14 protein-coding genes are annotated in these 26579 nt (G+C 34.5%); 10 read left to right on the top strand and 4 right to left on the bottom strand.

Annotation, left to right across the window (positions count from 1 at the left end; translation table 11 throughout):
- Positions 1–9: 9 nt before the first annotated feature.
- Positions 10–648 carry a sugar-binding protein gene (locus tag GKZ88_RS01515; protein ID WP_155100638.1) on the bottom strand — a complete coding sequence of 213 codons (639 nt, stop codon included), beginning with the start codon at positions 646–648 and terminating at the stop codon, positions 10–12.
- 709 nt (positions 649–1357) lie between these two features.
- On the opposite strand from GKZ88_RS01515, the gene GKZ88_RS01510 reads away from it, so the two are divergent.
- From GKZ88_RS01510 to GKZ88_RS01465, 10 genes are all read left to right on the top strand, one after another.
- Positions 1358–4444, top strand: a complete 3087-nt coding sequence (locus GKZ88_RS01510; RefSeq protein ID WP_155100637.1) for a TonB-dependent receptor — start codon at positions 1358–1360, stop codon at positions 4442–4444.
- A gap of 37 nt (positions 4445–4481) precedes the next feature.
- Positions 4482–5993, top strand: a complete 1512-nt coding sequence (locus GKZ88_RS01505) for a RagB/SusD family nutrient uptake outer membrane protein (RefSeq protein WP_155100636.1) — start codon at positions 4482–4484, stop codon at positions 5991–5993.
- Positions 5994–6094: 101 nt separating this feature from the next.
- Positions 6095–7507 carry an aryl-sulfate sulfotransferase gene (locus GKZ88_RS01500; protein ID WP_155100635.1) on the top strand — a complete coding sequence of 471 codons (1413 nt, stop codon included), beginning with the start codon at positions 6095–6097 and terminating at the stop codon, positions 7505–7507.
- A gap of 12 nt (positions 7508–7519) precedes the next feature.
- Positions 7520–8509: a c-type cytochrome gene (locus GKZ88_RS01495; RefSeq protein WP_155100634.1), complete on the top strand. Its 990-nt coding sequence runs from the start codon at positions 7520–7522 to the stop codon at positions 8507–8509.
- Positions 8510–8553: 44 nt separating this feature from the next.
- Positions 8554–11550 carry a glycoside hydrolase domain-containing protein gene (locus tag GKZ88_RS01490; RefSeq protein WP_196216437.1) on the top strand — a complete coding sequence of 999 codons (2997 nt, stop codon included), beginning with the start codon at positions 8554–8556 and terminating at the stop codon, positions 11548–11550.
- A 141-nt stretch (positions 11551–11691) separates the two neighbouring features.
- The gene (locus tag GKZ88_RS01485) at positions 11692–14787 is read left to right on the top strand and encodes a DUF5107 domain-containing protein (protein ID WP_155100633.1); all 3096 of its coding nucleotides are present in this window, start codon (positions 11692–11694) and stop codon (positions 14785–14787) included.
- A 71-nt stretch (positions 14788–14858) separates the two neighbouring features.
- Positions 14859–17042, top strand: a complete 2184-nt coding sequence (locus tag GKZ88_RS01480) for a M1 family metallopeptidase (protein ID WP_155100632.1) — start codon at positions 14859–14861, stop codon at positions 17040–17042.
- A 97-nt stretch (positions 17043–17139) separates the two neighbouring features.
- Complete coding sequence (locus tag GKZ88_RS01475) at positions 17140–18429, top strand: DUF3472 domain-containing protein (protein WP_155100631.1); 1290 nt, start codon at positions 17140–17142, stop codon at positions 18427–18429.
- Between the two features lie 40 nt (positions 18430–18469).
- A complete protein-coding gene (locus GKZ88_RS01470) occupies positions 18470–19849 on the top strand; it encodes a Gfo/Idh/MocA family oxidoreductase (protein ID WP_155100630.1) in 1380 nt (459 codons plus the stop codon).
- A 92-nt stretch (positions 19850–19941) separates the two neighbouring features.
- The gene (locus GKZ88_RS01465) at positions 19942–21798 is read left to right on the top strand and encodes a beta-galactosidase family protein (protein WP_155100629.1); all 1857 of its coding nucleotides are present in this window, start codon (positions 19942–19944) and stop codon (positions 21796–21798) included.
- Between the two features lie 271 nt (positions 21799–22069).
- Here the strand turns inward: GKZ88_RS01465 and GKZ88_RS01460 are convergent, their stop codons facing one another.
- The 3 genes from GKZ88_RS01460 to GKZ88_RS01450 all read right to left on the bottom strand — a co-directional run bounded on the left by GKZ88_RS01460 (position 22070) and on the right by GKZ88_RS01450 (position 26578).
- A complete protein-coding gene (locus GKZ88_RS01460) occupies positions 22070–22471 on the bottom strand; it encodes an OsmC family protein (protein ID WP_155100628.1) in 402 nt (133 codons plus the stop codon).
- Positions 22471–24567 (bottom strand): LysM peptidoglycan-binding domain-containing protein, encoded by a 2097-nt coding sequence (locus GKZ88_RS01455; protein ID WP_155100627.1) that lies wholly within the window; start codon positions 24565–24567, stop codon positions 22471–22473. The genes GKZ88_RS01460 and GKZ88_RS01455 overlap by 1 nt, the downstream gene beginning before the upstream one ends.
- A gap of 94 nt (positions 24568–24661) precedes the next feature.
- Positions 24662–26578, bottom strand: a complete 1917-nt coding sequence (locus GKZ88_RS01450; protein ID WP_155100626.1) for a LysM peptidoglycan-binding domain-containing protein — start codon at positions 26576–26578, stop codon at positions 24662–24664.
- Position 26579 lies beyond the last annotated feature (1 nt).

The raw sequence follows: 26579 nt of genomic DNA, 5'->3' as shown, positions 1-26579 counted from the left end.
TTTTGAAGCCTACTTCATCAAAATCAACTTTCCAAACGAAGAAGCAATGTGAAAATTGGGTTCAGCAGTATTTGGATTTACCCATGAAATCCAGGTTGGTTGATAGTTTTGATTTTCATCTTTAGAAAATTTCGCTCTAAAAATCCCCGTTTCAATTGTATTGTTCTGAATCAAATGCAATTTATTTAATGATTCAATACTGATATTTCCTTCTACTATAAAAGAAATTTCATCTTTTGATGCCTTAGTATTAAAATCTTCTTTTGGCCATTTCCAGCTGAAATCAAAATCTTTATTCGGCTTTGCCATAAAATCCATTACTCTTGCAGCAGTATCTATTTCGAGACAATAATATGGATTTAAAGAATTATCTGTTCTAAAAAAAAGTTCCACTCGGTCTGAGTTTCCAATACTGTCAAAACTATTATCTTTTTCATCAATATAAATATCAGTATCAAAAACGCTGAATTTAAAATACAGGTTTTCAAAATCCCAAAGTGCACGAAATTCAATTTTAGAAATCGGATCACTGTTCCAAGGTGAAGAAAAATCGCTGAGACAATTTGCATTTTCCCAAGCAGATAAATCCAAAATTCCACTCTTTTTTTTCAGATTTTTATCTATTAAAACTACTTGATATTCCTTCATGATTTTATTCTTAAATTTTGTTAATTTTTTGCTTCTTGAAAAACTCGGATTGACTGAAATTTACCTTCCATTTTAAGTCTACTTTTTCGATCGTTAAGATAGCGTATATTCTAAGAAAAAAAATGCGCTTAAGAATTTATAAAAATTGTTGCAAATCAATTTTATTGCTAAAAAAAGGCATCAGAAAATGCTGTATAATATCTACATTTTCGGATTTGTAATTGCGAATTTCACAACATTTCATCAAAACATCATTTATAATTCATCTAAACAGCAATTAAGCATAAAAAAGCCACAATTACTGCGGTGCTTCTATTTCTAAAATATTTTATAAAAATAGCAAGAATTTAAGTCAAAAAAAACGTTTCGCACAATTTTATGTGCTCGAGAACATAAATTTTGTGTGTTCGAGCACATTTTTTGTGTTTTTTCTTGTTTTATAAAAATATAATCTATAGTTTCGTCAGAGATTAATCTTAAAACCAAGTTAAATCGGTGAAATTTTTGATGATTTTGAAGCTTGAAAAATGATTAAAATTGAACTAAACAAGCAGTATTTTGATTGAAAAATTAAGTGATTTTTTTAATCGAAAAAAAGACAGAAAAATGTCAAATCAAAAAACAAAAATGAAATTGCCAATCAAAAAAGAAATCTAAAACCTACAAACAGAAAAAAACAATTAAACATTAACCAAAACCAATTTTTAGTATGAAATTATTAACCCAAAAAAAGCCAAGAGATTTTCGGATTAACAATTTATCCCGCAAAGAAATCAAACTGACAGTTCTTTCACTGTTAGTTTTTACATTTCAAGCTTCGGCGGCTGCATCAATAAGCACTTCTGATAAAAATTATACTTCATTATTTTTTGAGAAAACAATAAAAGGTACAGTAACCGATCAAAATGGTTTGCCTCTTCCTGGTGCAAATGTTCTTGTAAAAGGCACTTCAAAAGGAGTTCAGACTGATGTTGATGGAAGTTTCTCGATTACAGTAGCAGATAATGTTACCAAACTTATTGTAACCTACATTGGTATGGAAGATCAAGAAGTGTCAGTAGGAAACAGTCCGTTAAAAATTGTCATGAAAGAAGCAGGACAAAAATTAGACGAAGTTGTTATTGGATACGGAAAATCAAAGAAAAAAGATCTTACCGGTTCTGTTGCCTCTATCAGTAAAGATAATTTAAACTTGGGCGGGACAATTTCGAATGTTGGCCAAGCTTTACAGGGGCGTGCTTCTGGAGTTCAGGTACAGCAAAACAGCTACGCGCCTGGAACTAATCCTTCGGTTATAATTAGAGGAGGAAACTCTATTAATACTTCTAATGCGCCTTTGTATGTAGTTGACGGATTTATTACAAGTACTGGTGCATCGATAAGCCCTAACGATATTGAAAACATACAGATTCTGAAAGATGCCGCTTCTACTGCTATTTATGGTGCACGAGGAGGAAATGGAGTTATTTTGATTACTACTAAAAAAGGAAAATCGGGCAAAATGCAGGTTGAGGCCGAAATTTCAGATGGTTTTCAAAATATTATCAAAGAACCATCTTTAATTACAGGACAGCAATATGCTGATATCCAAAATGCAATTGCCTCTGAAAACGGAAGACCACCAGTTTTCCCTGCAAGTTTTCCTATTGCAAACACAAACTGGTTTGAAGCTGCAACGCGTCCGGGTGAGGTTTTAAACAGAACGCTTACTTTTAGCGGAAGCGATAAAACATCGAAATTTTTCTTATCAGGAAACTATTTAAAACAAACCGGAGCCATTGAAAATACAGATTTTGAAAGATATACGGTGAGAATGGGCGGCGAGAAAAGATTTAATGATAAATTAAACATGGGAACTAATGTTTATGGCGCTGTAAGTGAAGGAAATAACAGTGATTTTGGCGATAATATTTTATCTCCTATGTTCTCTATTCAGACTGCACCTCCAACAATTCCTATCTATAATGCTGACGGTTCTTATTACAAATATCAAGGTAAAGACAATGCTTTAGCGCTTTTGTTAGAACCAACTGACCATACTATCAATAGAATGGTAAACGGAAATATGTTTTTAGATTATGAAATCATTAAAGGTTTGACATATCATTTTGGCGCCGGTGCTGAATGGCAGGAAGTTATCCAAGGAAAATATACGCCAAGTACTTTAGTAGCTGGAGCGGCTTTAAAAGGATCTGCATCTGAGGAAAACAGAACGTATTTCAGATGGAGTACTGAGCAGTATTTGACTTATAAGTTCAATATCAATGAACAACATGTATTTACTGCAATGATTGGAACTTCCAACCAAAAAGATACTTACGAAAGAGTAAAAGCAGCTGGAACTGGTTTCTCAAGCGACTTGCTTACTTACTATAATCTTCAGGGTGCTGCAGTTTATTTAAAACCAGAAACTGAAAAAACAGAAACAAAACTTACTTCTTATTTTGGAAGGTTAAATTATGCATTCAATGACAAATACCTTTTCACTTTTACAATAAGAAAAGACGGTTCTTCTCGTTTTGGTCCAAATAACAAATTTGGTATTTTCCCATCAGGAGCTGTGGCTTGGAAATTGTCTAATGAATCATTTATTCAAAATCTGAACACTTTCTCTGATCTTAAATTAAGAGCTAGTTATGGTATTACAGGAAGTGATGGTATTGGAGATTATTCCTATATGAGCAGACTACAATCATGGGGCGTAACGATTGCTCCTGATGAATTTGTTGCGGGTACTGAACCAGCCAACTTGGCAAATCCAAATTTGAAATGGGAACAAACAGCTCAAACGAACTTAGGTTTGGACATGGGATTCTTTAATGACAATGTTACAGTTACAATTGACGCCTACAAAAAAAGAACGAGTGATGCTTTATTGAACGTTCCTGTTGGAGGATGGTGGGGATTTGGTACACAAAGAGTTAACTCTGGAGTTATTGACAACAGCGGAATTGAGTTGGGAATCAGCACAGTAAACTTTAAAACAGATAAATTCACTTGGAGTACATCTTTAAACTTAGCTTACAACAAACAAGAAATTGTATCTCTTGCTGATAATGTAAAAATCATCAGTACAAATACTTCAAATCCAAGCGGAACTGTTTCTGGACAAGAATTTACAAGATTAGAACCTGGAAAAGAAATGGGCGTTTTATATGGTTATAAATATGCAGGTGTAATAAAAACTGGAGAAACCTATTCGCCGCAACCACTTTCTAAACCGGGAGATCCAAAATATGTTGATGTTGACGGAGACGGAACAATTACAGCAGCTGACAGAACGTATTTAGGAAATTCAATTCCGCATTACATTGCTGGTATTAATAATGATTTTAGATATGGAAACTTTGATATGAATATCTTTTTCCAAGGCGCTTTTGATTATTCAGTATATAATATGACTGCAATGGTGGGAGAATCATCTACAAGTACAGATGCTTTAAACCGCTGGGTTGCTGGAACTAATGAAAACACTGATATTCCAAGAGATGGTTACTACAAAAGCAAATACGGAAGTTATGTGAATTCTAAATTTGTTGAAGAAGCATCATACCTGCGTTTGAAAAATGTTTCTATAGGATATTCTATTCCTGAAAGTGCTTTAAAATCAGTGAAATTTATTGACAGCATCAGATTATATGCTATCGGACAAAATTTATTGACGATTACAAATTATTCTGGAAATGACCCTGAGGTTAATGGACATTCAGGCAACAATTTAGGTGGAGGAATTGACTTTAACTCATTCCCAGCTTCGAGAACATTCATAATTGGTATCAAGGCCGCAATTCACTAGTCTAAAAAGCTTTTTTAGTAACACTAAATTTATTAAAATGAAAAAATATACACTTTTATTATTTTTACTAGCCGCCGGTGCACAATTTTCGTGCAATCAGGATCTTGATCCTACGGTGTACAGTAATTTGACTAATACCAATGGGTATCAGACAAAGTCAGATGCGATTGCAGCTATCAATTCCATTTATGGAAGATTGAAAGGTCCTGCTGTAGGCGATAACTTTTCATACTGGGCAACAAGACACTTTGCTTTGACTGATATTGCTACAGATTTGGGGCATTGTCAATATGGCGGAGATCCAGGACAATTATCATTAGGAACCTGGAATTCAACAAACGGATTACTTGATGAAGACTGGAAAGCGATGTACAAATTGATTGCCAATGCAAATAATGCGATTTTCAACATTACGCCAATGTCTGGGATTACAGCAGCAGAAAAAGCGCAATTTATTTCTGAAGCAAAATTTTTGAGAGCTTCGGCTTATATGGATTTGACTGATTCTTGGGGACCGGTAATTTTAATTACGGAAGCCAATTTAGGAAGTCCTGGATATTTAGATCAGACACCTCCATCATCTGTTGAAGAAATTGATGCTTTCCTTGTAAAAGAATTAACAGAAGCAGCAGATGTATTGCCTGTAAATTATAAGAGCAATGCCATTTATGGTACAAATGACGTTGGCCGAGCTACAAAAGGTGCAGCACTTACTTTATTAGCAAAACTTTACATGCGCAGTCACGAATGGCAAAAAGTGGTAACACTTACACAGCAAGTAATGGCTTTAAACGAGTACAGTTTATATCCTTCTTATTTAGGTTTGTTTAAAGAAAGCAACAAATGGTGCAGCGAGAACATCTTCTCTTCTTTGAGTGATGCTAACACAAACGGAACAGAATTATTGAATCATTTTGGACCAATTGATCACCCAGTAGTTCAAAACAGATGGCAGTATTATACTGTAAACTGGGATTTCTACAACACTTTTGGTGACGAAGATGACAGAAAAAAATGTTTCTTTCCAGAATTTATGGGAACTGACGATCTTCTTCATAAACAAGCGCCATCATTAGGAGCACAGCCACCAGCTGGTGAATTTTACATGCCAGACGTTTCAACAAGAAAATATGCTGATGATGAAACAACAACTTATTATGACGGACATAGTGTAAATATTTTACGTTATGCTGATGTTTTATTAAGCAGAGCTGAAGCTTTAAACGAAATTAGCGGCCCTACAGCTGAAGCTATCAACTTGATTAACCAAGTAAAAGGAAGATCTCATGCCAAATTATTGGTTTTAGCAGGTTTGACGAAAGAAACGCTGAGAGATGCCATATTGCAAGAAAGAGGCTGGGAACTTTTCTACGAAGGAAAACGCCGCGCCGATTTGATCAGAATGAACAAATATGATGTTCTTGTAAATGCTTATCACCTTAGAGTTGGAGAATCGGCACAAATCAAAATGCCGCAAAATAAGTATTACACTTATCCGCAGAGTCAGGTGAATCTTAACCCAAAATTAAGCAATGCTGACCGACAATAAATAAAAACTTAAATCAAGAATAGACAGTTAAAATTGTCTGTCTATTCTTGATTTTTTAAACAAAAAAAGTACTTTTCTGTTTCACAAAGAAAACCTTTAAGATGATCAAAAAATTAGTATTAAAATGGAGTTTTATTTTGGTTTTGCTTGTTTTTACAGGCTGTTCCAAAAATCAGGGCAATGGTATTACAAATATCAATATTGGGACTCATAGCAACAACGAACTGAAAATTCAGATCGATGTTACTACGAAGGACAATGTTCAGGTATATGCAGAATATTGGTCAGATAAAGAGGGTATCAAGAAAAAAATAACTTCTCCTATTTCAAAAACTGGTCTTGAACATTCTTTGGTTCTTTGCAATATTATTCCTGAAACGAATTACAGTTATCAATTGACAACGATTCAGGATGGCAAGAAAAAACCGAGTAAAGTGTATACTTTCAAATCAAGAAAACTTCCAGAATGGCTTCAGAAGCAATTCAAAGCAAATTGTCCAAAACCAGAATTATTGCCTGCAAATTTTAAAAAAGGTTTTATGCTTTTGGCAAAAAGAGAAACTCCGGGAACAGCTTATATTGTTGATTATAAAGGAAACCTAAGATGGTATCATACGGTTGAAGGAACCGGATTTAAAGTCGCACATTTTACAGAAGAACAGACCATTCTTTCGATTTTAGGAACAAATGACGAACCAACAAGTTACGGAAGCGAAATCTTAGAAATCAATCTTCAAGGCGATACATTAACGCATATCAAAAAAGGTCAGGGCGATTTTAAACAAACCATTCATCATGAAATTTTAAAAAAATCGGCTAACGAACTTGTGACAATAACGGTTGATCAAAAAATAATCGATTTGACTTCCATTGGAGGAAAAAAACAAGATACTATCAATAGTGACGGAATTCTTATTATGGATAAAAAAGGAAAACAACTCTGGAAATGGAGTGTTTTTGATGATTTAGATCCTTTAAAAGATAAGAATCTATTAAAAACTAAAAAAGACTGGACACACGCCAACAGCCTTAATTATGATACAGATGGGAATTTTTTAATCTCTTTCTATAATAACGGCCAGATCTGGAAAGTCGATTCAAAAACTGGAAAAGTAATCTGGAAACTTGGAAAAAGCGGTAATATGAAAATGTCACCAGATACTAATTTTTCTCAGGCACACGCCGCGCATATTGATCAGGAAGGAAGTTTATTGTTTTTTGATAATGGTGTTGATAAAAAACAATCATCTGTTTTTGCATTAAAAATAAATGAAAAAGACAAGGCAGTAAATCTGGATTTCCAAATAAAATTGCCAAAAGATATTTATAATGACAGAATGGGGAGCGCTTACATGATCAATAAAGAGCTCTTTTTAGTTTGCTGTTCAAAAAGACACATAACGGTTTTAACCAATAAAAAAGGAGTTCTATTATGGGCTTTAGAATCTGAAATTCCTCCTTATCGCACACAGTTTATTGAAGAAGAAAAAATGAAACCTTTTCTTTTAAATTAAAAAATATTAAACATGAAAAAAGTAATTCTTCTCGGTCTCTTTTCAGCTTTGCCAATTATTGTTTTCAATTCTTGCACCAAATCAAATTCTCAAACATTAGCAGCAAAAACTGCCGATGATGAGGCATATATTACAATTGATACTTCAAAAATTCCTGACGACCAATTTGGGGAATCGGTTCGTTATGGAAGGGAATTAATGATGAAAACGGCATATTACATTGGTCCAAACGGAATCAATGGAAAATATCTTGGCAATAAAATGAATTGTACAAACTGCCATCAGGATGCTGGAACAAAACCGCATGCTTTTAATTTAATGTCTTCGCATGATAATTATCCGCAGTACAGAGGCCGAGAAAATAAAGTGCTTACGCTTGCTGAGCGTGTAAACAATTGTATTATGCGTCCGCATTCTGGAAAACCGCTTCCGCTCGACAGCAAAGAAATGGTCGCTTTTTTATCTTATTTTAAATGGATCAGTAAATTTGTTCCAAAAGATGGTAATTTTAAAGGTGCAAAAAATTTAGAAATCGAGTTTCCAGATGTTGCCGCGAGTCCAGAAAGAGGAAAAACTTTATTTATTGAAAATTGTGCAAGATGCCACGGAAATAATGGCGAAGGCGTATACAATGCTGATAAATCAGGTTACACCTACCCTCCTCTTTGGGGCGAATATGGATATCAGCCCGGATCAAGCATGCACCGCGTTATTAAACAGGCACAATGGCTAAAAAGCAATATGCCTTATGATAAAGTAACTTTAGGAAAACCTTATCTGACGGATAAAGAAGCACTTGATATTGCAGCCTATGTAAATGACGATTCACAGCATACAAGGCCAAACCCAAAAACATTTGATTATCCTAATAAAATGGGCAAACCTATAGATTATTCACACAGCCCTTTTCAGGATAATTTTACCGAAGAACAGCACAAATACGGTCCATATAAACCAATTATTGCGTACTGGAAAAAGAATGGATGGAAAGCCGTTTATTAATTTTAGAACCTTACTACACTATTATAATCTGAACAAAAAATAAAATGAAACTAAACCTAAACAAACAGCTCCTAAATAAAATATTGATTGCGTGCCTTTTCGTATTCAGTATTTCATTGACTGCACAAATAAAATATTCAGACGGAAATGACAGCTGGAATCCTAATCAATTAGGAAATCACCGTGCTGTAATTGCATTTTCTGGTTCAGGAAATATTGCCAAAACTACCATTGAATGGAGAAGAAGAGATCAAAATCCAGAACTTAAAAAGATTATTGTTCAGGATGCATCTGGAAAAGAAATTCAGAATATAAAAACGGAAAATATCAATAGAGAAAACGGAACTATTTTCTTTGAACCAATTTCAGGAAAAGGAATCTATTACGTTTATTATATGCCTTACATTGACGAAGGAACTGCAAATTATCCAAAAGGAATTTATCAGAAACCGGAAGATAAAGCCGATGCACAATGGATTTCTAAAATAAAAACCAATATAAAAGACAATGCTTCAGTAACCGAAATTCAAAGCGTAAATGCGTTCAATAGTTTCTACCCAATGGAAGTTATCGCTACTTCGGAAGAAACTTCTGCACTTTTGAAAAAAAACAGCGGAAATTCATTTTTGATTTTCCCAGAAGACAGAGAACATTCCATCAAACTAAAATCTGATTTACCACAGAGATGGATTCAGAAAGGAGTTCAAAATAGTTTTGCAGATACTGCAATGAAAGGAGAATATTTGGGTTTTCAATTGGGCGTTTATGCGCTTGAAGATTTACAGAATGTAAAAGTGACCTTTTCGAACTTAGTAAGTCCAACTGGAACAATTGAGGCAAAAGACATTAACTGCATCAATACTGACGGAACTAAATATGACGGATCTCCTTTTACAAATACGGTTTCGGTTTCAAAAGGAAAAATTCAGGCAATGTGGTGCGGTATTGATGTTCCTCAAACTGCTACAGCTGGAACTTATAAAGGAAAAGCGACTGTTATTGCTGACGGAAAATCAAAAGAAATTGAACTTCAAATTACGGTAACTAGTGAAGTTACTAAAAATGGTGGAATCGACAGTCCTGAAAAAATGACGCGTTTAAAATGGTTAAACTCCACTTTAGCTCAGGAAAACACTGTTATTGCACCTTATACTCCACTAACTGTAAAAGATTCTGAAATTTCTTTATTAGGAAGAAAATTGATTTTGGCGTCAAATGGATTTCCAGCACAAATTCAGACTTTTTTCACTCCAGAAATGACAACAACAACTACAAAAGCAAACGATATTTTAAGTTCGCCTATTGATTTTCATTTTGTTGATGCATCTGGAAAAGAAGCACAGTGGAAAAACAGCGGTGTAAAATTCACTAAAAAAGAAGCTGGAACGGTTTCTTGGGAAAATACTTCTACATCAAACTCAGTTCAAATGGATGTAAATGCTTCTATTGAATTTGATGGTTTTGTACATTATATTGTAAAAATTACAGCACTTGAAGATGTGTCATTTAATGATATTAATTTCCAAATGCCAATCCAGCCAACAGCTGCAAAATATATGATGGGATTAGGCCAAAAAGGCGGTGATCGTCCTGCAACTTTTGACTGGAAATGGGATGTGGCGCATAAAAATCAAGACGGTGCTTGGATTGGCGCTGTAAATTCTGGATTACAATTTTCTTTAAGAGATGAAAAATACAGCCGTCCGTTAAATACCAACTTCTATTTACAAAAACCATTATTATTACCAACTTCTTGGGGCAATGATAATAAAGGTGGAATCACAATTGCACCAAATCCAAAATCAGTTCTGGTAAATGCGTATAGTGGTGCTAGAACGATGAAAAAAGGTGATGTTTTGTATTATAATTTCAATTTATTGATTACTCCTTTCCACACAATAAATACTGATTTCCAATGGGATACTAAATTCTACCACAAATACAGTCCAATTGATACCATTGCAAAAACTGGCGCAACGGTAATCAATATTCACCATGCAAATGCAATAAATCCTTATATCAATTACCCTTTCATTGAATTTAAAAAGATGAAATCGTATATCGATGAAGCACATGAAAAAGGTTTAAAAGTAAAAATCTACAACACTGTTAGAGAAGTTTCAAACAAAGCTTACGAAACTTTTGCGCTTAGAAGTTTAGGCCACGAAATTTATTCTCCAGGAAAAGGCGGCGGATTCTCTTGGCTTCAAGAACATGTTGGCGATGATTATATCGCGGCTTGGTTTGTTCCTGAAATTAAAGATGCTGCAATCGTAAACAGCGGTATGAACCGTTGGCACAACTACTATGTTGAAGGTATGAATTGGCTGACTCAAAATGTTGGTATTGATGGAATTTATTTGGATGACGTTGCTTTTGACAGAATCACAATGAAACGTATCAAAAGGGTTTTAACCAATAACGGACATCCTGGAATTATCGATTTGCATAGTGCAAATCAGTATAATAAAAGTGACGGATTTAATAATAGTGCCAACTTGTATATGGAGCACTTCCCATACATCAATAAATTATGGTTTGGAGAATATTTTGATTATGAGAAAAACCAGCCTGACTTTTTCTTGACAGAAGTAAGCGGTATTCCTTTCGGATTAATGGGTGAAATGCTTCAAGACGGAGGAAATCCTTGGAGAGGAATGGTTTATGGAATGACGAACAGATTACCTTGGAGTGATAACGCTGACCCAAGACAAATCTGGAAATTATGGGATTCTTTCGGAATTAAAGGTTCTGAAATGATTGGCTACTGGAGCGAAAATTGTCCAGTAAAAACAAACAACGACAAAGTTCTGGCAACAGTTTACAAAAAGAACGGAACGGCTTTAATTTCGATTGCAAGCTGGGCAGATACTGATGTAAATGTGAAACTGAATATCGATTGGAAAAAACTTGGAATCAACCCTGCTAAAGCAACAATTACGGCTCCAGAAGTTACCAATTTTCAATCAGCAAAAACCTTCACTGCAAAAGACGAAATACCAGTTTCAAAAGGAAAAGGCTGGCTGTTGATTGTGAAGTAACAATAGCCAATTATTCTAACTACAATTTTAAGCCACAGATTTCACAGATTAAAAGGATTTTTTGATTTTATTTAAATATATCTGTGTTAATCAGTGAAATCTGTGGCAAAAAAAATAACCACAAAAAAACCAGCTCTCCATATGAAACTTAGACCAATATTATCCCTTTTACTCTTTGGAAGCCTTTTTATAAATGCACAAAATAAACCAACTGTAAAGGAATTTAAAAAAGTATTTACCACTTACCCTTTTTCAGATCCTGATCCAATTCCGAAGCCAGATACAAAGTTTTATCCTTATTTCCGTTTTGACGGTTTTGCCGATAAACCAATACAGAAAGAATGGAAAGTAATCGAAATTGAAAACGATTATATCAAACTGATGATTCTGCCAGAAATAGGCGGAAAAGTCTGGTCGGCTGTAGAAAAATCAACAGGAAAGGATTTTGTTTACAATAATCATGTAATCAAATTTAGAGATATCGCCATGCGCGGACCGTGGACAAGCGGCGGTGTTGAAGGCAACTACGGAATTATTGGGCATACGCCAAATTGTGCCACTCCAGTCGATTATAAAATCATAACTCGAGAAGATGGAAGCATCAGCTGTGTTATTGGCGTTTTAGATTTATTAACTAGAACTTCGTGGAAATTAGACATTAATTTACCCAAAGACAAAGCCTATTTTACGACAAATTCATTTTGGTCAAACACGACTGAATTTGAACAGCCGTATTACACTTGGATGAATACCGGAATAAAAGCAGCAGGAAATCTGCAATTCATTTATCCGGGACAAACTTACATTGGTCACAATGGCGAATACAATTCATGGCCAATTGACAAAGAAAACGGCAAAGATTTATCCTTCTACAAAAACAATGATTTTGGCGGTTATAAGTCGTATCACGTTTTCGGGAAATACAATGATTTCTTTGGCGGTTATTGGCATGACGAAGATTTCGGAATGGGAAGATATGGCAATCATGACGACAAACCAGGTAAAAAAATCTGGATTTGGGGATTGTCGCAGCAAGGTATGATTTGGGAAAAATTACTAACCGATACTGACGGACAATATGTAGAAGTGCAAAGCGGGAGATTGTTCAATCAAGCGAGTGAAGGCAGTAATTTGACGCCTTTCAAACAGCGTTCATTTGCACCTTACCAAACCGATACTTGGACAGAATACTGGTTTCCTGTAAAACAGACAAAAGGTTTTGTAAAAGCCAATAATTATGGCGCAGTTAATATCAAAAATGAAAATGGCTGGCTGAAAATCTATCTTTCTCCGCTTCAAAAATTAAATGAAAAAATAGAAGTTTTTGAAGGGGAAAAGAAAATCTATTCTAAAGATATTGCGGTAAATACGCTGCAGTTATTCAAAGATTCAATTCAGGTTAAAGCCGATTCTAATAAGTTGAAATTTGTTCTTGGCGAAAATAAATTGGTATGGAACGCAGCTCCAGAAGACGGAAATATTAATCGTCCAGTAGAAATTCCCAAAGATTTTGATCATAATTCGGTTTACGGATTGTATCTGCAAGGAAAAAATTACATCAGTTTTAAAGATTATGCAAAAGCGGAAGAAAATCTTTCGGCTTGTTTAAAAAAAGAGCCAAACTTCGCTCCTGCCCTTTCTGCTTTAGCATCTTTACAAATTAGAAAATTAGAATTTAAAGAAGCTGTAGAAACTGCCAAAAAAGCATTAGCAATTGATACTTACGATCCTGCTGCAAATTATTTTTATGCTTTGGCAAATTTGCATTTAGGAAATAATACTGATGCAAAAGATGGTTTTGATATTGCGGCCGCGGGCGTTGAATTCCGCAGTCCGGCTTATACTTCTTTAAGCAAAATTTATTTGGCTGAAAACAATTTACCAAAAGCAGTTGAATATGCTGAAAAAAGTTTGGTGAACAATCAATATAATGTAGAAGGATTACAGGTTTTGGAGGTTTTATATCGTCTTCAAAATAATGCTGAAAAAGGAAATTCGGTTTTAAAAACGATTGCTGCACTTGATCCGTTAAATCATTTTGTGGATTTTGAGAAATATCTTTGGAACAATTCAAATGATACAAAGCTGAATTTTACTGCTTCTATTCAAAATGAAATGCCAGAGCAGACGTATCTAGAATTAGGAATTTGGTACAACAATTTAGGTCGCAAAGAAGAGGCTTTAAAAGTGTTTTCAATCGCAGAACCAAGTGCCGAAATTAATTATTGGAAATCATTCTTAGAAAACAAACCGGTTGATTTAAGCAAAATCAAGCCTTCGACAAGTTTTGCTTTCCGAAATGAAACAGCGGAAATTCTAAAGAAATTGATTCAGACAAATGATCAATATCAATTAAAATATCATTTGGCATTAATTGAATGGAACCGCAATAATATATCTGAGGCTAAAGAATTATTCTCGCAATGCGGTGCAAAACCAAATGATGCAGCATTTTATGCCGCAAAAGCTTCTTTATTTAAAGACGATGCAGCGACTGTAAATACAAGTTTGCAGCAGGCTTTAAAATTAGATCCGAAAGGCTGGAGATATCATAAATTATTAGTTGAAAATTATATCGTTCAAAAGCAATTTGATAAAGCACTTTCGACTGCAGAAGCATTTTACAAAACGCATAAAGACAATTATTTAATTGGAATGCTATACGCCAAAACTTTATTATTAAATAAAAAATATACGGCTGCAGATGCTTTTTTGACCAAATTACAAATCCTTCCTTTTGAAGGCGCAACCGCCGGAAGACAGTTGTATCATGAAGCAAAATTAATGCAGGCTCTAGCTGAAATTAAAAACAAACAGTACAAAAAAGCTTTACAATTTATTACCGACGCAAAACTGTTTCCTGAAAATTTAGGCGTTGGAAAACCTTACGATGAAAACATTGATGAAAGACTTGAAAATTGGTTAGATTACCAATGTTATACCAAGCTTGGTAATAATGAAATGGCATCAAAATCATTGCAGAAAATTGTTGCTTTCCATCCAAAAGTGGACAATACGGTAATGAACTTTTTGCCGGCAAATGATCTTGTTTCAGCTTGGGCAATCGAAAAAACTTCTTCTTCGCAGGAAGCAGAAAAATGGCTTAAAAATCAAGCCGATTTATATCCGACAAACAAAATCATTCAGTGGAGTTTATTGGTTTACACGAAAAAACCATCGAATATTTTAAGTGAAGATGAAAAAGACGGCGAAGTCAGAATAATCGAAAAACTTTAAAAAATGTATTAAAAGTACAATGCAATTAGCTGTACTTTTAAACCATAAAACAATCATTTAAAATCAAAAAAATGAATAACCTTTTCTTAAAATGTACTCTTTTTGGTCTTGCCTTATTGGCGGGTCAAAATACAGAGGCACAAAACACAGACAAGAGCAAAGATGAATTGTCTGTTTACCGAGCTACCGCTCAAAAAGTTCACGATTTAATTCACACTAAACTTGACGTATCCTTTGATTATGGCAAAAGATACCTGTATGGAAAAGAGTGGCTGACTTTAAAACCACATTTCTATGAAACCGATTCACTTACACTTGACGCAAAAGGAATGGATTTTAAAGAAATTGCAATTATTGAAGGAAACAAAAAAACACCTTTAAAATATACGTATGACAATGAGCAACTTTTTATTGCTTTAAACAGAAAATACAAAAGCACTGAAAAATTCACTATTTACATTAGTTACACCGCAAAACCAGATGAATTAAAAGCAAAAGGAGGTACCGCAATTACAGATGCAAAAGGATTATATTTTATCAATCCTGATGGAAAAGATGATAAACCAATCCAGATCTGGACACAAGGAGAAACAGAATCTTCATCGGCCTGGTTTCCTACAATCGACAAACCAAATCAGAAAACAACTTCTGAAATTGCGATGACGGTTGACGCAAAATATGTAACCTTATCTAACGGTAAACTAGCCTCACAAAAAGTCAATTCAAACGGAACCCGAACGGATACCTGGAAAATGGAATTACCACATTCTCCTTATTTGTTTATGATGGCTGTTGGTGATTTTAAAATAGCCAAAGACACTTACAATGGTAAAGAAGTAAGCTATTATCTGGAACCAAAATATGCCCCATACGCAAAACAAATATTTGGTAAAACTCCGGATATGATGAACTTTTACAGCAAAATGTTAGGTGTTGAATATCCATGGGCAAAATATGCGCAAATCGTTGCAAGAGATTATGTTTCTGGTGCAATGGAAAATACATCTGCAACTTTGCATGGCGAGTATGTACAGAAAACAGCCAGAGAATTACTGGATGACAATCAGGAAAGTACGATAGCTCATGAGCTTTTTCACCAATGGTTTGGAGATTATGTAACGGCTGAATCGTGGTCAAACTTAACAATGAATGAATCGTTTGCCACTTTTGGAGAAGTGCTTTGGCACGGTCACGATGCCGGACAAGATGCAGAAGACCGCTCTCGTTATGAAAAACTACAGAATTATTTACGCTCTCAAAAAAATGGAGACAGCCCTATTTTAGCACGTTTTTATTACAAAAATGCAGACAATATGTTTGATAATATCAGCTATTCTAAAGGTTCTATCATTTTATATGCGATAAAAAATCAAATGGGAGATGAAGCATTTTTCAAATCTTTAAATCATTATTTGACAACCTACGCTTACAAATCTGGTGAACCACACCAGCTTCGTTTATCGATGGAAGAAGTTACTGGAAAAGACTGGTTGCCGTATTTTAATCAATGGTATTATAATGCTGGAAGTCCAATTCTGGATGTGATTTACAAATATTCTAATGGAAAAATGATCATTACAATAAGTCAATCTCAGGATAGTGCAGTGCAAACCTTTACATTGCCTTTAAAAGTTGATTTTTACGTAAACGGAACTAAAATAAGAAAGGATCTTTTAATTAATAAAAGAGAACAAAGTTTTAGTTTTGATCTTCCTTCAAAACCTGAATTTATAGATTTAGATCCAGATAAAATCCTAGTTGGCCAAGTTAATGTTGATAAAAAAACGGCTGCTGATTATCTTTTTCAATATAAAAATGCGCCATCGTATTACAACCGAATTGAAGCTATAAAATTTGCTTCAAAAGACAGAAGTCAGGAATCACAACTTATTTTACTGGAAGGTTTAAAAGATCAACAGGAAGATTTAAGAGTACTGAGTATCAAAGCAATTGATTTATATGAAAAACAAACCAAAGATCAGGTTTTAAAAACGCTTCTTGACATTGCTAAAAACGACAAAAAGACAATTTCCAGAGCAAATGCTATAGTAAAATTAGCTTCTACAGGTGATGCTTCTTATAAAAATTTAATGGAAGAAAGCATTAAAGAACAATCATACAACGTAATTGCAGCAGGAATCTCCGGATTAACAAAATACTCTTCTGAAGAAAGCGAAAAAGCATTAGCAGGATTAGATGACGACACTAAAAAACATGTGACGCCTTTAATCAAAAAGTTTAATAGTCAAAAATAATTAGCAAGGTCCATTTGAATTGTTTTGTTTTTGAAAACCTCTCTAATCTGGTTCATTAGAGAGGTTACTTTTCAATTAAAAACCAAAATTCCAGCAAATGAAAAATTTATTTTACCTGTTTTTTGCTTTTTTATTAGTCTCGTTTTCGAATGAAAAAAAAGAGGCCGAAACAACCGTTTCTATTCCACTTGCGGGAAATGCTTTCAGTTCTGAGCATATCGACGGAAGCAATACAATTACTGAAAATGGTATTGAAAACTGGACAAATGCAAAGGAGTTTTTTACCGTTTATTTTCGAATTTCAAAAGCGGGAACTTTTCAGATTTCTATAGAAGAATCAGTAGAAGTTTTTGGAAAATCAGAACTTGAATTTTCTATCCATAATGAAGCAAAAAAAGTAATTTTCGATACCTCAAAAAAGGCTGTTTTAATTGGAAATTGGAAAATTAATCAAGAAGGTTATGTTGCCTTAAAAATAAAAGGAATCAGTAAAAGCGGTGGTCAATTTCCATCTCTAAACCGATTAAAAATTTCAAGCACAGGTTACGACGGAAAAATATCTTTTGTCCCAAATAACGAAGGCAACTTTTATCATTGGGGACGCCGTGGTCCATCTCTACATTTAAATTATCAGGTTCCTGAAAACATAAATGCCGAATGGTATTACAACGAAATTATCGTGCCTAAAAATGAAGACAAAATAGGATCTTATTTTATGGCGAATGGTTTTGGTGAAGGTTATTTTGGAATTCAGGTCAATTCCGCAAACGAAAGAAGAGTTTTGTTTTCGGTTTGGAGTCCTTTTCAAACAGATGATCCTAAAAGTATTCCTGATTCGCAAAAAATCAAAATGCTCAAAAAAGGAGAAAACGTTCACGCAGGTGAATTTGGAAGCGAAGGCTCAGGAGGTCAAAGTTATCTGAAATACATGTGGAAAGCGGGTACAACCTATAAATTCTTATTGCACGGAAATCCTCAAAACGATAATTCCACAAATTACACAGCCTATTTTTATGCTCCAGAATTAAAAAAATGGCTGCTGATTGCGAGTTTCAATCGTCCTCAAACCAATACTTATCTAAAAAGATTTCATTCGTTCTTAGAAAATTTTATTCCAGAACAAGGCGATTTATCGCGTCGTGTTTTATTTAATAATCAATGGGTCTGCGATGAAAAAGGAGTTTGGACAGAAATTAATTCGGCTCGATTTACCACAGACAATACCGGCGCAAAAGGTTACCGAATGGATTTTGCAGGCGGGCTCGAAAATGATTCTTTTTATCTAAAAGATGGTGGCTTCTTCAACAATTTTACAACACCGAAAACTATTTTCACAAGACCTTTAAACAACAAAAAACCTGAAATAAATTTTAATGCTTTGCCTTAAAAACAAAGTATTACAAAACAAAAACCAAATTAACTTACTTATGAAAACTGCATTTTTAAAATCAACCATAGTCTTTTTTCTTTTGTTTGGATGGACAATTGCATCGGCACAAATGATTAAAACCAAAACGCCATCACGGCCAAAAGGACAGCAAGATGTTCTGAGAATGGCGGCAACTCCAATTCCGACAGTTCGTATTGCTTTCATTGGTCTTGGAATGCGTGGACCAGGTGCTGTAGAACGCATGACGCATATTCCGGGCGTAGAAATTGTAGCGTTATGCGACATGACCCAGGAAAATACTTCAAAAGCAAATGAAATTTTAACTAAAGCTGGTTTCCCAAAAGCGCAGGAATTTTATGGCGATGAAAATGCTTGGAGAAAAGTAACGGCATTGCCAAATGTAGATTTAGTTTATGTTGCAACAGATTGGCTTCATCATGCTGTGATTGGAGTTCAGGCAATGAAAGACGGAAAACACGTTGCAATTGAAGTTCCGGGAGCTTTGACCATGAAAGAAATCTGGGAACTTATTGATACTTCAGAAAAAACAAGGAAACATTGTATGCAGTTAGAAAACTGTGTTTACGATTTCTTCGAATTGACTACTTTAAATATGGCACAGCAAGGTTTATTTGGTGAAATCCTTCATGCTGAAGGTTCTTACATCCATGGTTTACAGCCTTTTTGGGGAGAATATTGGAACAATTGGAGAATGGATTACAACATCAAACATCGTGGCGATGTGTACGCAACGCACGGTATGGGTCCAGCTTGTCAGGCATTAAACATTCATCGTGGCGACAAAATGAATTTCTTGGTTTCTATGGATACAAAAGCGGTTGGAAATCCAGCGTATATTAAAGAAAAATCCGGTCAGGAAATCAAGGATTTTAGAAACGGTGATCATACGATGACAATGATTCGTACAGAAAACGGAAAAACAATTCAGATTCAGCATGACGTTACTTCACCACGTCCGTACAGCAGAATGTACCAATTGAGCGGTACTAAAGGTTTTGCAAATAAATATCCTGTAGAAGGTTATGCTTTAGACGGAAAAGAATTAAGTGATGACGTAAAACCAAATCACGAAAAATTAAGCGCTCACTCTTTTGTTCCAGAAGAAGTTAAAAAAGCGCTGATGGAAAAATACAAACACCCAATTGCAAAAGGAATCGAAGAACAGGCTAAAAAAGTGGGCGGTCACGGCGGAATGGATTTTATTATGGATTACCGATTGATTCACTGTCTGCAAAAAGGACTTCCGCTAGACATGGACGTTTACGATTTGGCTGAATGGTCTTGCCTTGGACCATTAACCGAAATTTCATTAGATAATAATTCTGCTCCCGTTGAAATACCAGATTTTACAAGAGGAGGATGGAATAAATTGAAAAAATTAGAATTTTCTGAATAGAAATTTATTATTGGTTAGTTAAAAGGAACAAGAGGGCATTATTTTAAAAAAGTGCTCTCTTGTTTATTACAGTTATTTATACTATTTCACTAATGAAAAAAATCTTATACACCTTTTTATTTTTGTTTTTCATGGCGTTATCGTCAACTGCACAGCAAAAACAAACATTTGCCATTCGCGACGGGAATTTTCTTTTAAATGGAAATCCAATCCAAATTCATTCTGGCGAAATGCATTATTCCCGTATTCCACAGCCCTATTGGAGACATCGTTTAAAAATGATGAAAGCAATGGGTTTAAATGCTGTTGCGACTTATGTATTTTGGAATTATCATGAAATTGCTCCCGGAGTCTGGGATTTTAAAACGGGCAATAAAAATTTAGCCGAATACATTAAAACCGCTCAAGAAGAAGGCTTGTTCGTAATTTTACGTCCAGGTCCTTACGTTTGTGCCGAATGGGAATTTGGAGGTTATCCTTGGTTTTTGCAGAATGTTCCAAATATGACTATTCGCGGTAATAATGCAGCTTATTTAAGCGCTACAAAAGCTTATTTTACAGAATTGTATAAACAAGTTGCCAATTTGCAAATCACCAAAGGCGGACCAATTATTATGGTTCAGGGCGAAAATGAATTTGGTTCGTATGTTTCACAGCGAAAAGATATTCCGTTAGAAGAACATAAAAAATATAGTGCTGCTGTTTTTCAGCAATTAAAAGATGTTGGGTTTGAAGTTCCGTTTTTTACTTCAGACGGAAGCTGGCTTTTTGAAGGCGGCGCTTTGCCTGGAGCTTTGCCAACTGCAAATGGAGAAGATGACGTCGCAAAACTAAAAAAAGTGGTTGATCAATTTAACAATGGACAAGGTCCATATATGGTTGCCGAATTTTATCCGGGCTGGCTGGATCATTGGGCAGAACCATTTCCGACTCAAAAACCAGAGCAAACAGTTCGTCAGACAAAAAAATATTTAGACAACAATGTGTCTTTCAATTATTATATGGTTCATGGCGGCACTAATTTCGGATTTACTTCTGGTGCCAATTATGATAAGGAACACGATATTCAGCCTGACATGACATCATATGATTATAATGCGCCAATAAGCGAAGCGGGCTGGGCAACTCCAAAATACAATGCTTTAAGAGAGCTTTTAAAAACGAAAGAAACACCAAGTATTCCTGAACAGATTGCTGTAATCACCATTCCAAATATTTCTTTATCAAAGGTTGTAGATTTAGATGATTTAAAATCGAAAATAGAACCCGTTATTGAAGATACACCGCAGACATTTGAACAATTAAATCAAGGCTACGGCTATGTTTGGTACAGTAAAAAATTCACACAGCCTATAAGCGGAAAATTAGAATTAAACGGTTTAAGAGATTATGCCATCGTTTATCTTAATGGAAAAAAGGTTGCCGAATTAAACCGATATTACAAAAAATATAGTTGTGAAATTGAAGTTCCTTTCAATGCGACTTTAGATATTTTAGTCGAAAACATGGGACGCATCAATTATGGTTCTCAAATTAACTCAAACAATAAAGGAATTATCAGTCCGGTAATTATCAATGGAGAAACTATTACAGGCAATTGGGAAATGTATAAATTTCCAATGAACAAAGAACCAGATTTAGCCGCTTACAAAAACTCAGGAAAAGCAAATCGTCCTGTTTTATACCAAGGAACTTTTGATTTGAAAAAAACAGGTGATACGTTTTTAGACATGCGAGATTTTGGAAAAGGAATCGTTTTTATAAACGGAATCAACGTTGGCCGTTATTGGAGCGTTGGGCCACAGCAAACGCTTTATGTTCCGGGATGCTGGCTTAAAAAAGGCAAAAACCAAATTACCATTTTTGAACAAAAAAATGAAATCATCCAAAAAGAAGCCAAAACTATTGCAACACCAATTCTAGAAGATTTAAAACCTGAAAAAGGATAAAAAAAGGCTATCGCAAAAAACACTTTTGAATAGGCAACTTATTTTATAAGCAAAAGCCCCAGCGGGGTAAAATATTTATAGAATTTGAATACGACAAATGAGAAAAAAGCTCCAGCGGAGCGACATATCTTTAATTATAAAAAAGACATGTCGCTCCGCTGGAGCTTTAAATTGCATACATAGATTCTTTTCTATAAATATTTCGCTTCTCTGAAGCTAAAAAAAAAGAGGCTATTCTTTAGAAAGCCTCTTTTTTTTATTTAGTCGAAAATTAACTCCAGTTAAAAGTAATTTTCTTTTCTATTTCACTGCTTAAACTCAAAAATACTGGGCAAGTCATTGCAGCACGTTCTAAAATTGTTTTGCTTTTTTCATCAGCATTGCTTTTCATATCAAACACAATTTCAATTGCGCCAATTCGTCTTGGTTCTGCATTCATGATTTTTGTTACTTCGGCTGTAGAGCCAACAAAATCAACTTCTAAATCGCGGGCTTTAATTCCCATAATCGTCATCATACAGCTTGCTAAAGCATTGGCAACTGTATCTGTTGGAGAAAAAGCTTCTCCTTTTCCGTTATTATCTAATGGTGCATCTGAAATAATTTCGCTTCCAGATTGCACGTGAATTGAACTTGTTCTTAAATCGCCTAAATAGGTTACTTTTGATGTCATTAATTTGCTGCTTTTAAAGTTAAATCGGTGTCGTAATATAAAATGTAAACACCTTTGTTTGCGTGTCCGCCATCTTCTTTTTTGTAATATTGAAATTTATTATCCACTTGTTCTGTGGTCATTAAATCTGCTGTTTCTTGATATGTTTTCCCTTGAACCAAACGCATCATGGTATCAAAAGTAACATCAAATCCTTTCGTTGCATACGTACTCGGATTTACCTTGTTTTTTAATCTATATGCTTTTTTGAAAATTAAAGCTCCAGCCTCATCGCTTTCACGCGTTATAGACGGATACATCAATTTCAGTTTAATTAAATTGTCAAAACTAATTTCATCTGTGTCTAATGTGCTGTTTGGTTCTAAAATAACCAATTGCACCTGACAAGTTTTCTGTGAATCAAGCAATGCTTTTATAGTTGTTTTTACCATTGCGGTATTTCCAGTTTCCATCACCACATAATTCATTCGGTTTGGCAAAAGAAGACTTTTTAAATTGGCAACGTCTAATCCGCCAGTTTCGGTCAAAGCAGCAAATACTACTCCTTTTTGGTTTTGCTTGATATAATTAATCACCGATTCTTTTTTCTTATCTACAACAGCCACAATATTTCCGTTTTTAGCTCGCATATAATCAAAAACCGAATTACGGATTACATCATTTGACGGAATCGCTTGATACAAATTATCAATTGGGTTTGCGGCATCTTTTGATAATGGAGAAATTACCGGCACATTATCTGCACGAAGCATATTTGCAGTCGATTCGGCATTATTTTGATAAAACGGCCCAATAACTGCGTTTGCATTCTGCAATTTATTTTGAGCAATTAAACTAGAAATATTTGATGACGTTTTGGTTTCCTGCGAATCATAAATAGCAACATCAATTGGCAGTTTTAAAGTTTTAGCCGAATCAATTGCCATCATAGCTCCAGAATAAAAATCAAGAGTCATGTTTAAAAATTTATCATTTTTAATTTTAGTCGCCATACTTGTCGTATCGCTTTGAAGCTTCGCCAAATTAAAAGGCAATAATAAAACTACTTTCTGACGATCAGTCTGACCTCTTTTCTTTGTTAACTCAACAATTTCAGGGTCTGCAGAAACAGTTTCCGATTTTACTTTGTCAACAATTTTAATACCGCTTGGCGTTTCTGGCGTTTTTTCGATTGGTTTCTCAACCGTTTTTTCAATTGGCTGTGCCTGAGCTATAATGGGCTGTGGCGCTAAATATCCTGTCGGAACTTTCAAAACCATTCCTTCTTTTACACCTTCAGAAAGTGACGGATTTAAAGCTGTCAATTCTTCTTGAGACAAATGAAATGTTCTTCCTAAACTATAGAAAGTTTCCTTTGGCTTTACTTGATATTCCATATAAGAAACTGCCTTTTTAGAAGTTTCAGTTCCTTTTTTAGCTTCAGCAGGTTTAGCCGCATTTGTAATTGGCGCTGCTTCCGTTTTAGGTGCAGTTCCTTTTATCGTTAATCGGTAACCTACTGGCAAACTTTCAACGATTTCCGGATTACGTTTTTCTAATTCGGCAACAGAAATATCATATTGTTTTGCAATACCAAATTTGGTTTCCTTAGGCAAAACATCATGATAAACATATTTTTCTTGTCCTGTACTTTTAACCGATTTCGTACTTGCAGCTGCTGCTTTTGAAGCAGAACCTTTTGCAGGAATTACCAATTTCTGTCCAACTACAACACCATCTTTTTCTAAAAATGGATTTGCCGTTTTTAAATCTTCATCTGAAATTCCATATTTATGCTCAATACTCCAAAATGTTTCTTTTGCCTGCACTTCATGAATAATTTCTTTTGAATTCGCGGGAGTTTTCACCGTAGCAGTTTCAGATTTCACCGCTGTTTTCCCGCCAGCAGCAGGAATCAGCAAAACTGTATTAGGTTTTACTCCATTTCTTGCATCTGGATTTAATGCATAAATATCATAAGGCGTAATTTTAAATTTTAACGCAATCTGGTTTATCGTTTCTCCGCCCGAAACTGTATATTTTACTACCTTTTCCTGAGAAAAAGCAGAACAGGTTACAAAAAAAACGAGACACAATAATGTTGAATAATATTTCATAATATGCTTAAAACAATTTAATTTTTAATTCAAAAACAAGTTACTAAATTCTTGTCAGAGCAAGATTCGGACCACTGTTAATTCCAACCCAAAATTACCTCAAATCGATTTCGACTTTAGCGATAATTATCTTTTTATATAACTCATCTTCTTCCTTTTTCTTGCATTTATATAAAACTTCTTCCATGTTTTCGAATTTATCTGAGTAAACATAATACGAAAGACTGTTGATATTGAAAAAGAAACTTGCGTTAAAATCACCAGAATCAATAAGTTTCATAATGAACTTATCTCTTAGTGTAGCGTCTGTAAATATACCCAAAACTAAGTAATACCCATTCGAAACTTCTTTAAGATTATCAAAAACTTCAACGTTTACAGTTTTGTCTTTTCTCAGCGGATTTTCCTTGAGCTCGCGTTTCATTTCTTCTAACGAAACAGTTTTTGAACTTTCAGCTGGACTCGAGTTACTTCTGTTTTTAACTGCTTCATCCTGATATTTTTTCAATTTGACCAAAGCCAGTTTATCATCAAATTTCCTTGCTTCCATACTATAATAAGAAGCTTTGCTGATATGTCTTTTTACTTCAATTTTTTTCTGAATATCCAGCGAATCAATTTTTGCAATCAATAACTGATTCTGTGCATCGCCCTGCTCCTGCTCAATTTTGTAGCGCTTAATTTCTTCTAAAGAAAGTCGTTGCTGGATTGAAGTGACGTTATTATTTTTTTCGCTTTCGCGGATTTTCTTCTTGTATTCCTGATTTTCTTCAACAGCAATTTTCTCCACTTTGCTCATTAAACCAGCATAAGCTTTTCGGTTTTCAGCCAATTCTTTTTTCAGCTGAGAAGATAATTCACTTGTTTTCCCAATGCTCTCATACGATTGCTTTTCCAGCCGTTTTGATTCGTCGACATTCAAAATATCCATGTGTTTCAACTCAACTAAATCATTATTCATTGTATTTACTAATGAATCTAATTTTGCCATTAAAATATCCTGAACATTTTTGTTTGCTTCCAAAACCAATCGCAATTTTTCAACCGAATTTTCTTTAGAACCATTCATGTCATTCAGATTCACTTTCAAATCATTAATTTTTATAATCTTCTGATTCATTTCTTTCTGAATAATTAATCGGTCTTTTAAATCATCAATTTCAACTGTTTTGGCTTTTGTTTTTTCAACTACAACTTGCTTTTCAGCAAGAGCCAGCATCAGTTCTTCACTTTCGTTTGCAGGTTTAATTGCTGTAGTATTGATGGCCAATTTATTGCCAACAACCAATCCGTTTACAATTTCTGGATTTTGAGATTCCAGCTGATCAATTGAAATTCCGTATTTTTTAGAAATCGAAAATTTAGTTTCCTTTGGTTCCACCACATGAAAAATAGTTTCCTGATTAATCACACGAACTCTTCCGTCTAATGTTTTTCTTTTATTCGGAATTGCAATTGTCTGCCCAATCTGCAATCCGTTCTGCAATATATTCTTATTGAGATCTTCTAAATCCTGAACTGAAACATTGTATTGTCTGGCAATGCTGAATAAAGATTCTTTAGCTACAACAAGATGTGAGCTTTTTGAAATAGTAACATTTTCAGTTTTAGAAGAATTTGAAGTATTTTGCGGAATCACTAATTCCTGACCTATTTGAAGTCCGCCGGCAAGAATTTCTTTATTCGCTTCCTGAATGGCTTCTTGAGAAATATTATATTTTTTTGATAAGCCATACAGCGTTTCTTTTTCAGCAACGGTATGAATAACTTGAGAATCTGATTTTGGTTTTTCTGAAGAGTGAACTGGAATCTTAATTATTTGATTGTCTTTGATTCCGTTTTGAGATTCAGGGTTGAGTTTGTAGATTTCATCAACCGAAACCTTATATTTTTGAGCTATAAAATAAGCGGTTTCGCCCTTTTGAATTTTGTGCTCGATAAATGAATCTTGTGCAGTTATTCTGTTAAAAGACAAAACAAAGACAAGAAAAAACGTTAAAAATTCTCTCATA

Origin of the sequence: Flavobacterium sp. LC2016-01 (genome assembly GCF_009711135.1) — a bacterium.
Taxonomy (GTDB): domain Bacteria; phylum Bacteroidota; class Bacteroidia; order Flavobacteriales; family Flavobacteriaceae; genus Flavobacterium.
The sequence above is the reverse complement of the archived record's forward strand: the minus strand, read 5'-3'. Positions and strand labels throughout refer to the sequence as shown.

Coding starts and splice junctions, on each gene's coding strand:
- GKZ88_RS01485 (WP_155100633.1), top strand. CDS start 11,692: ATGAAACTTAGACCAATATTATCCCTTTTACTCTTTGGAAGCCTTTTT.
- GKZ88_RS01515 (WP_155100638.1), bottom strand. CDS start 648: ATGAAGGAATATCAAGTAGTTTTAATAGATAAAAATCTGAAAAAAAAG.
- GKZ88_RS01505 (WP_155100636.1), top strand. CDS start 4,482: ATGAAAAAATATACACTTTTATTATTTTTACTAGCCGCCGGTGCACAA.
- GKZ88_RS01470 (WP_155100630.1), top strand. CDS start 18,470: ATGAAAACTGCATTTTTAAAATCAACCATAGTCTTTTTTCTTTTGTTT.
- GKZ88_RS01510 (WP_155100637.1), top strand. CDS start 1,358: ATGAAATTATTAACCCAAAAAAAGCCAAGAGATTTTCGGATTAACAAT.
- GKZ88_RS01480 (WP_155100632.1), top strand. CDS start 14,859: ATGAATAACCTTTTCTTAAAATGTACTCTTTTTGGTCTTGCCTTATTG.
- GKZ88_RS01490 (WP_196216437.1), top strand. CDS start 8,554: ATGAAACTAAACCTAAACAAACAGCTCCTAAATAAAATATTGATTGCG.
- GKZ88_RS01475 (WP_155100631.1), top strand. CDS start 17,140: ATGAAAAATTTATTTTACCTGTTTTTTGCTTTTTTATTAGTCTCGTTT.
- GKZ88_RS01450 (WP_155100626.1), bottom strand. CDS start 26,578: ATGAGAGAATTTTTAACGTTTTTTCTTGTCTTTGTTTTGTCTTTTAAC.
- GKZ88_RS01495 (WP_155100634.1), top strand. CDS start 7,520: ATGAAAAAAGTAATTCTTCTCGGTCTCTTTTCAGCTTTGCCAATTATT.
- GKZ88_RS01460 (WP_155100628.1), bottom strand. CDS start 22,471: ATGACATCAAAAGTAACCTATTTAGGCGATTTAAGAACAAGTTCAATT.
- GKZ88_RS01455 (WP_155100627.1), bottom strand. CDS start 24,567: ATGAAATATTATTCAACATTATTGTGTCTCGTTTTTTTTGTAACCTGT.
- GKZ88_RS01500 (WP_155100635.1), top strand. CDS start 6,095: ATGATCAAAAAATTAGTATTAAAATGGAGTTTTATTTTGGTTTTGCTT.
- GKZ88_RS01465 (WP_155100629.1), top strand. CDS start 19,942: ATGAAAAAAATCTTATACACCTTTTTATTTTTGTTTTTCATGGCGTTA.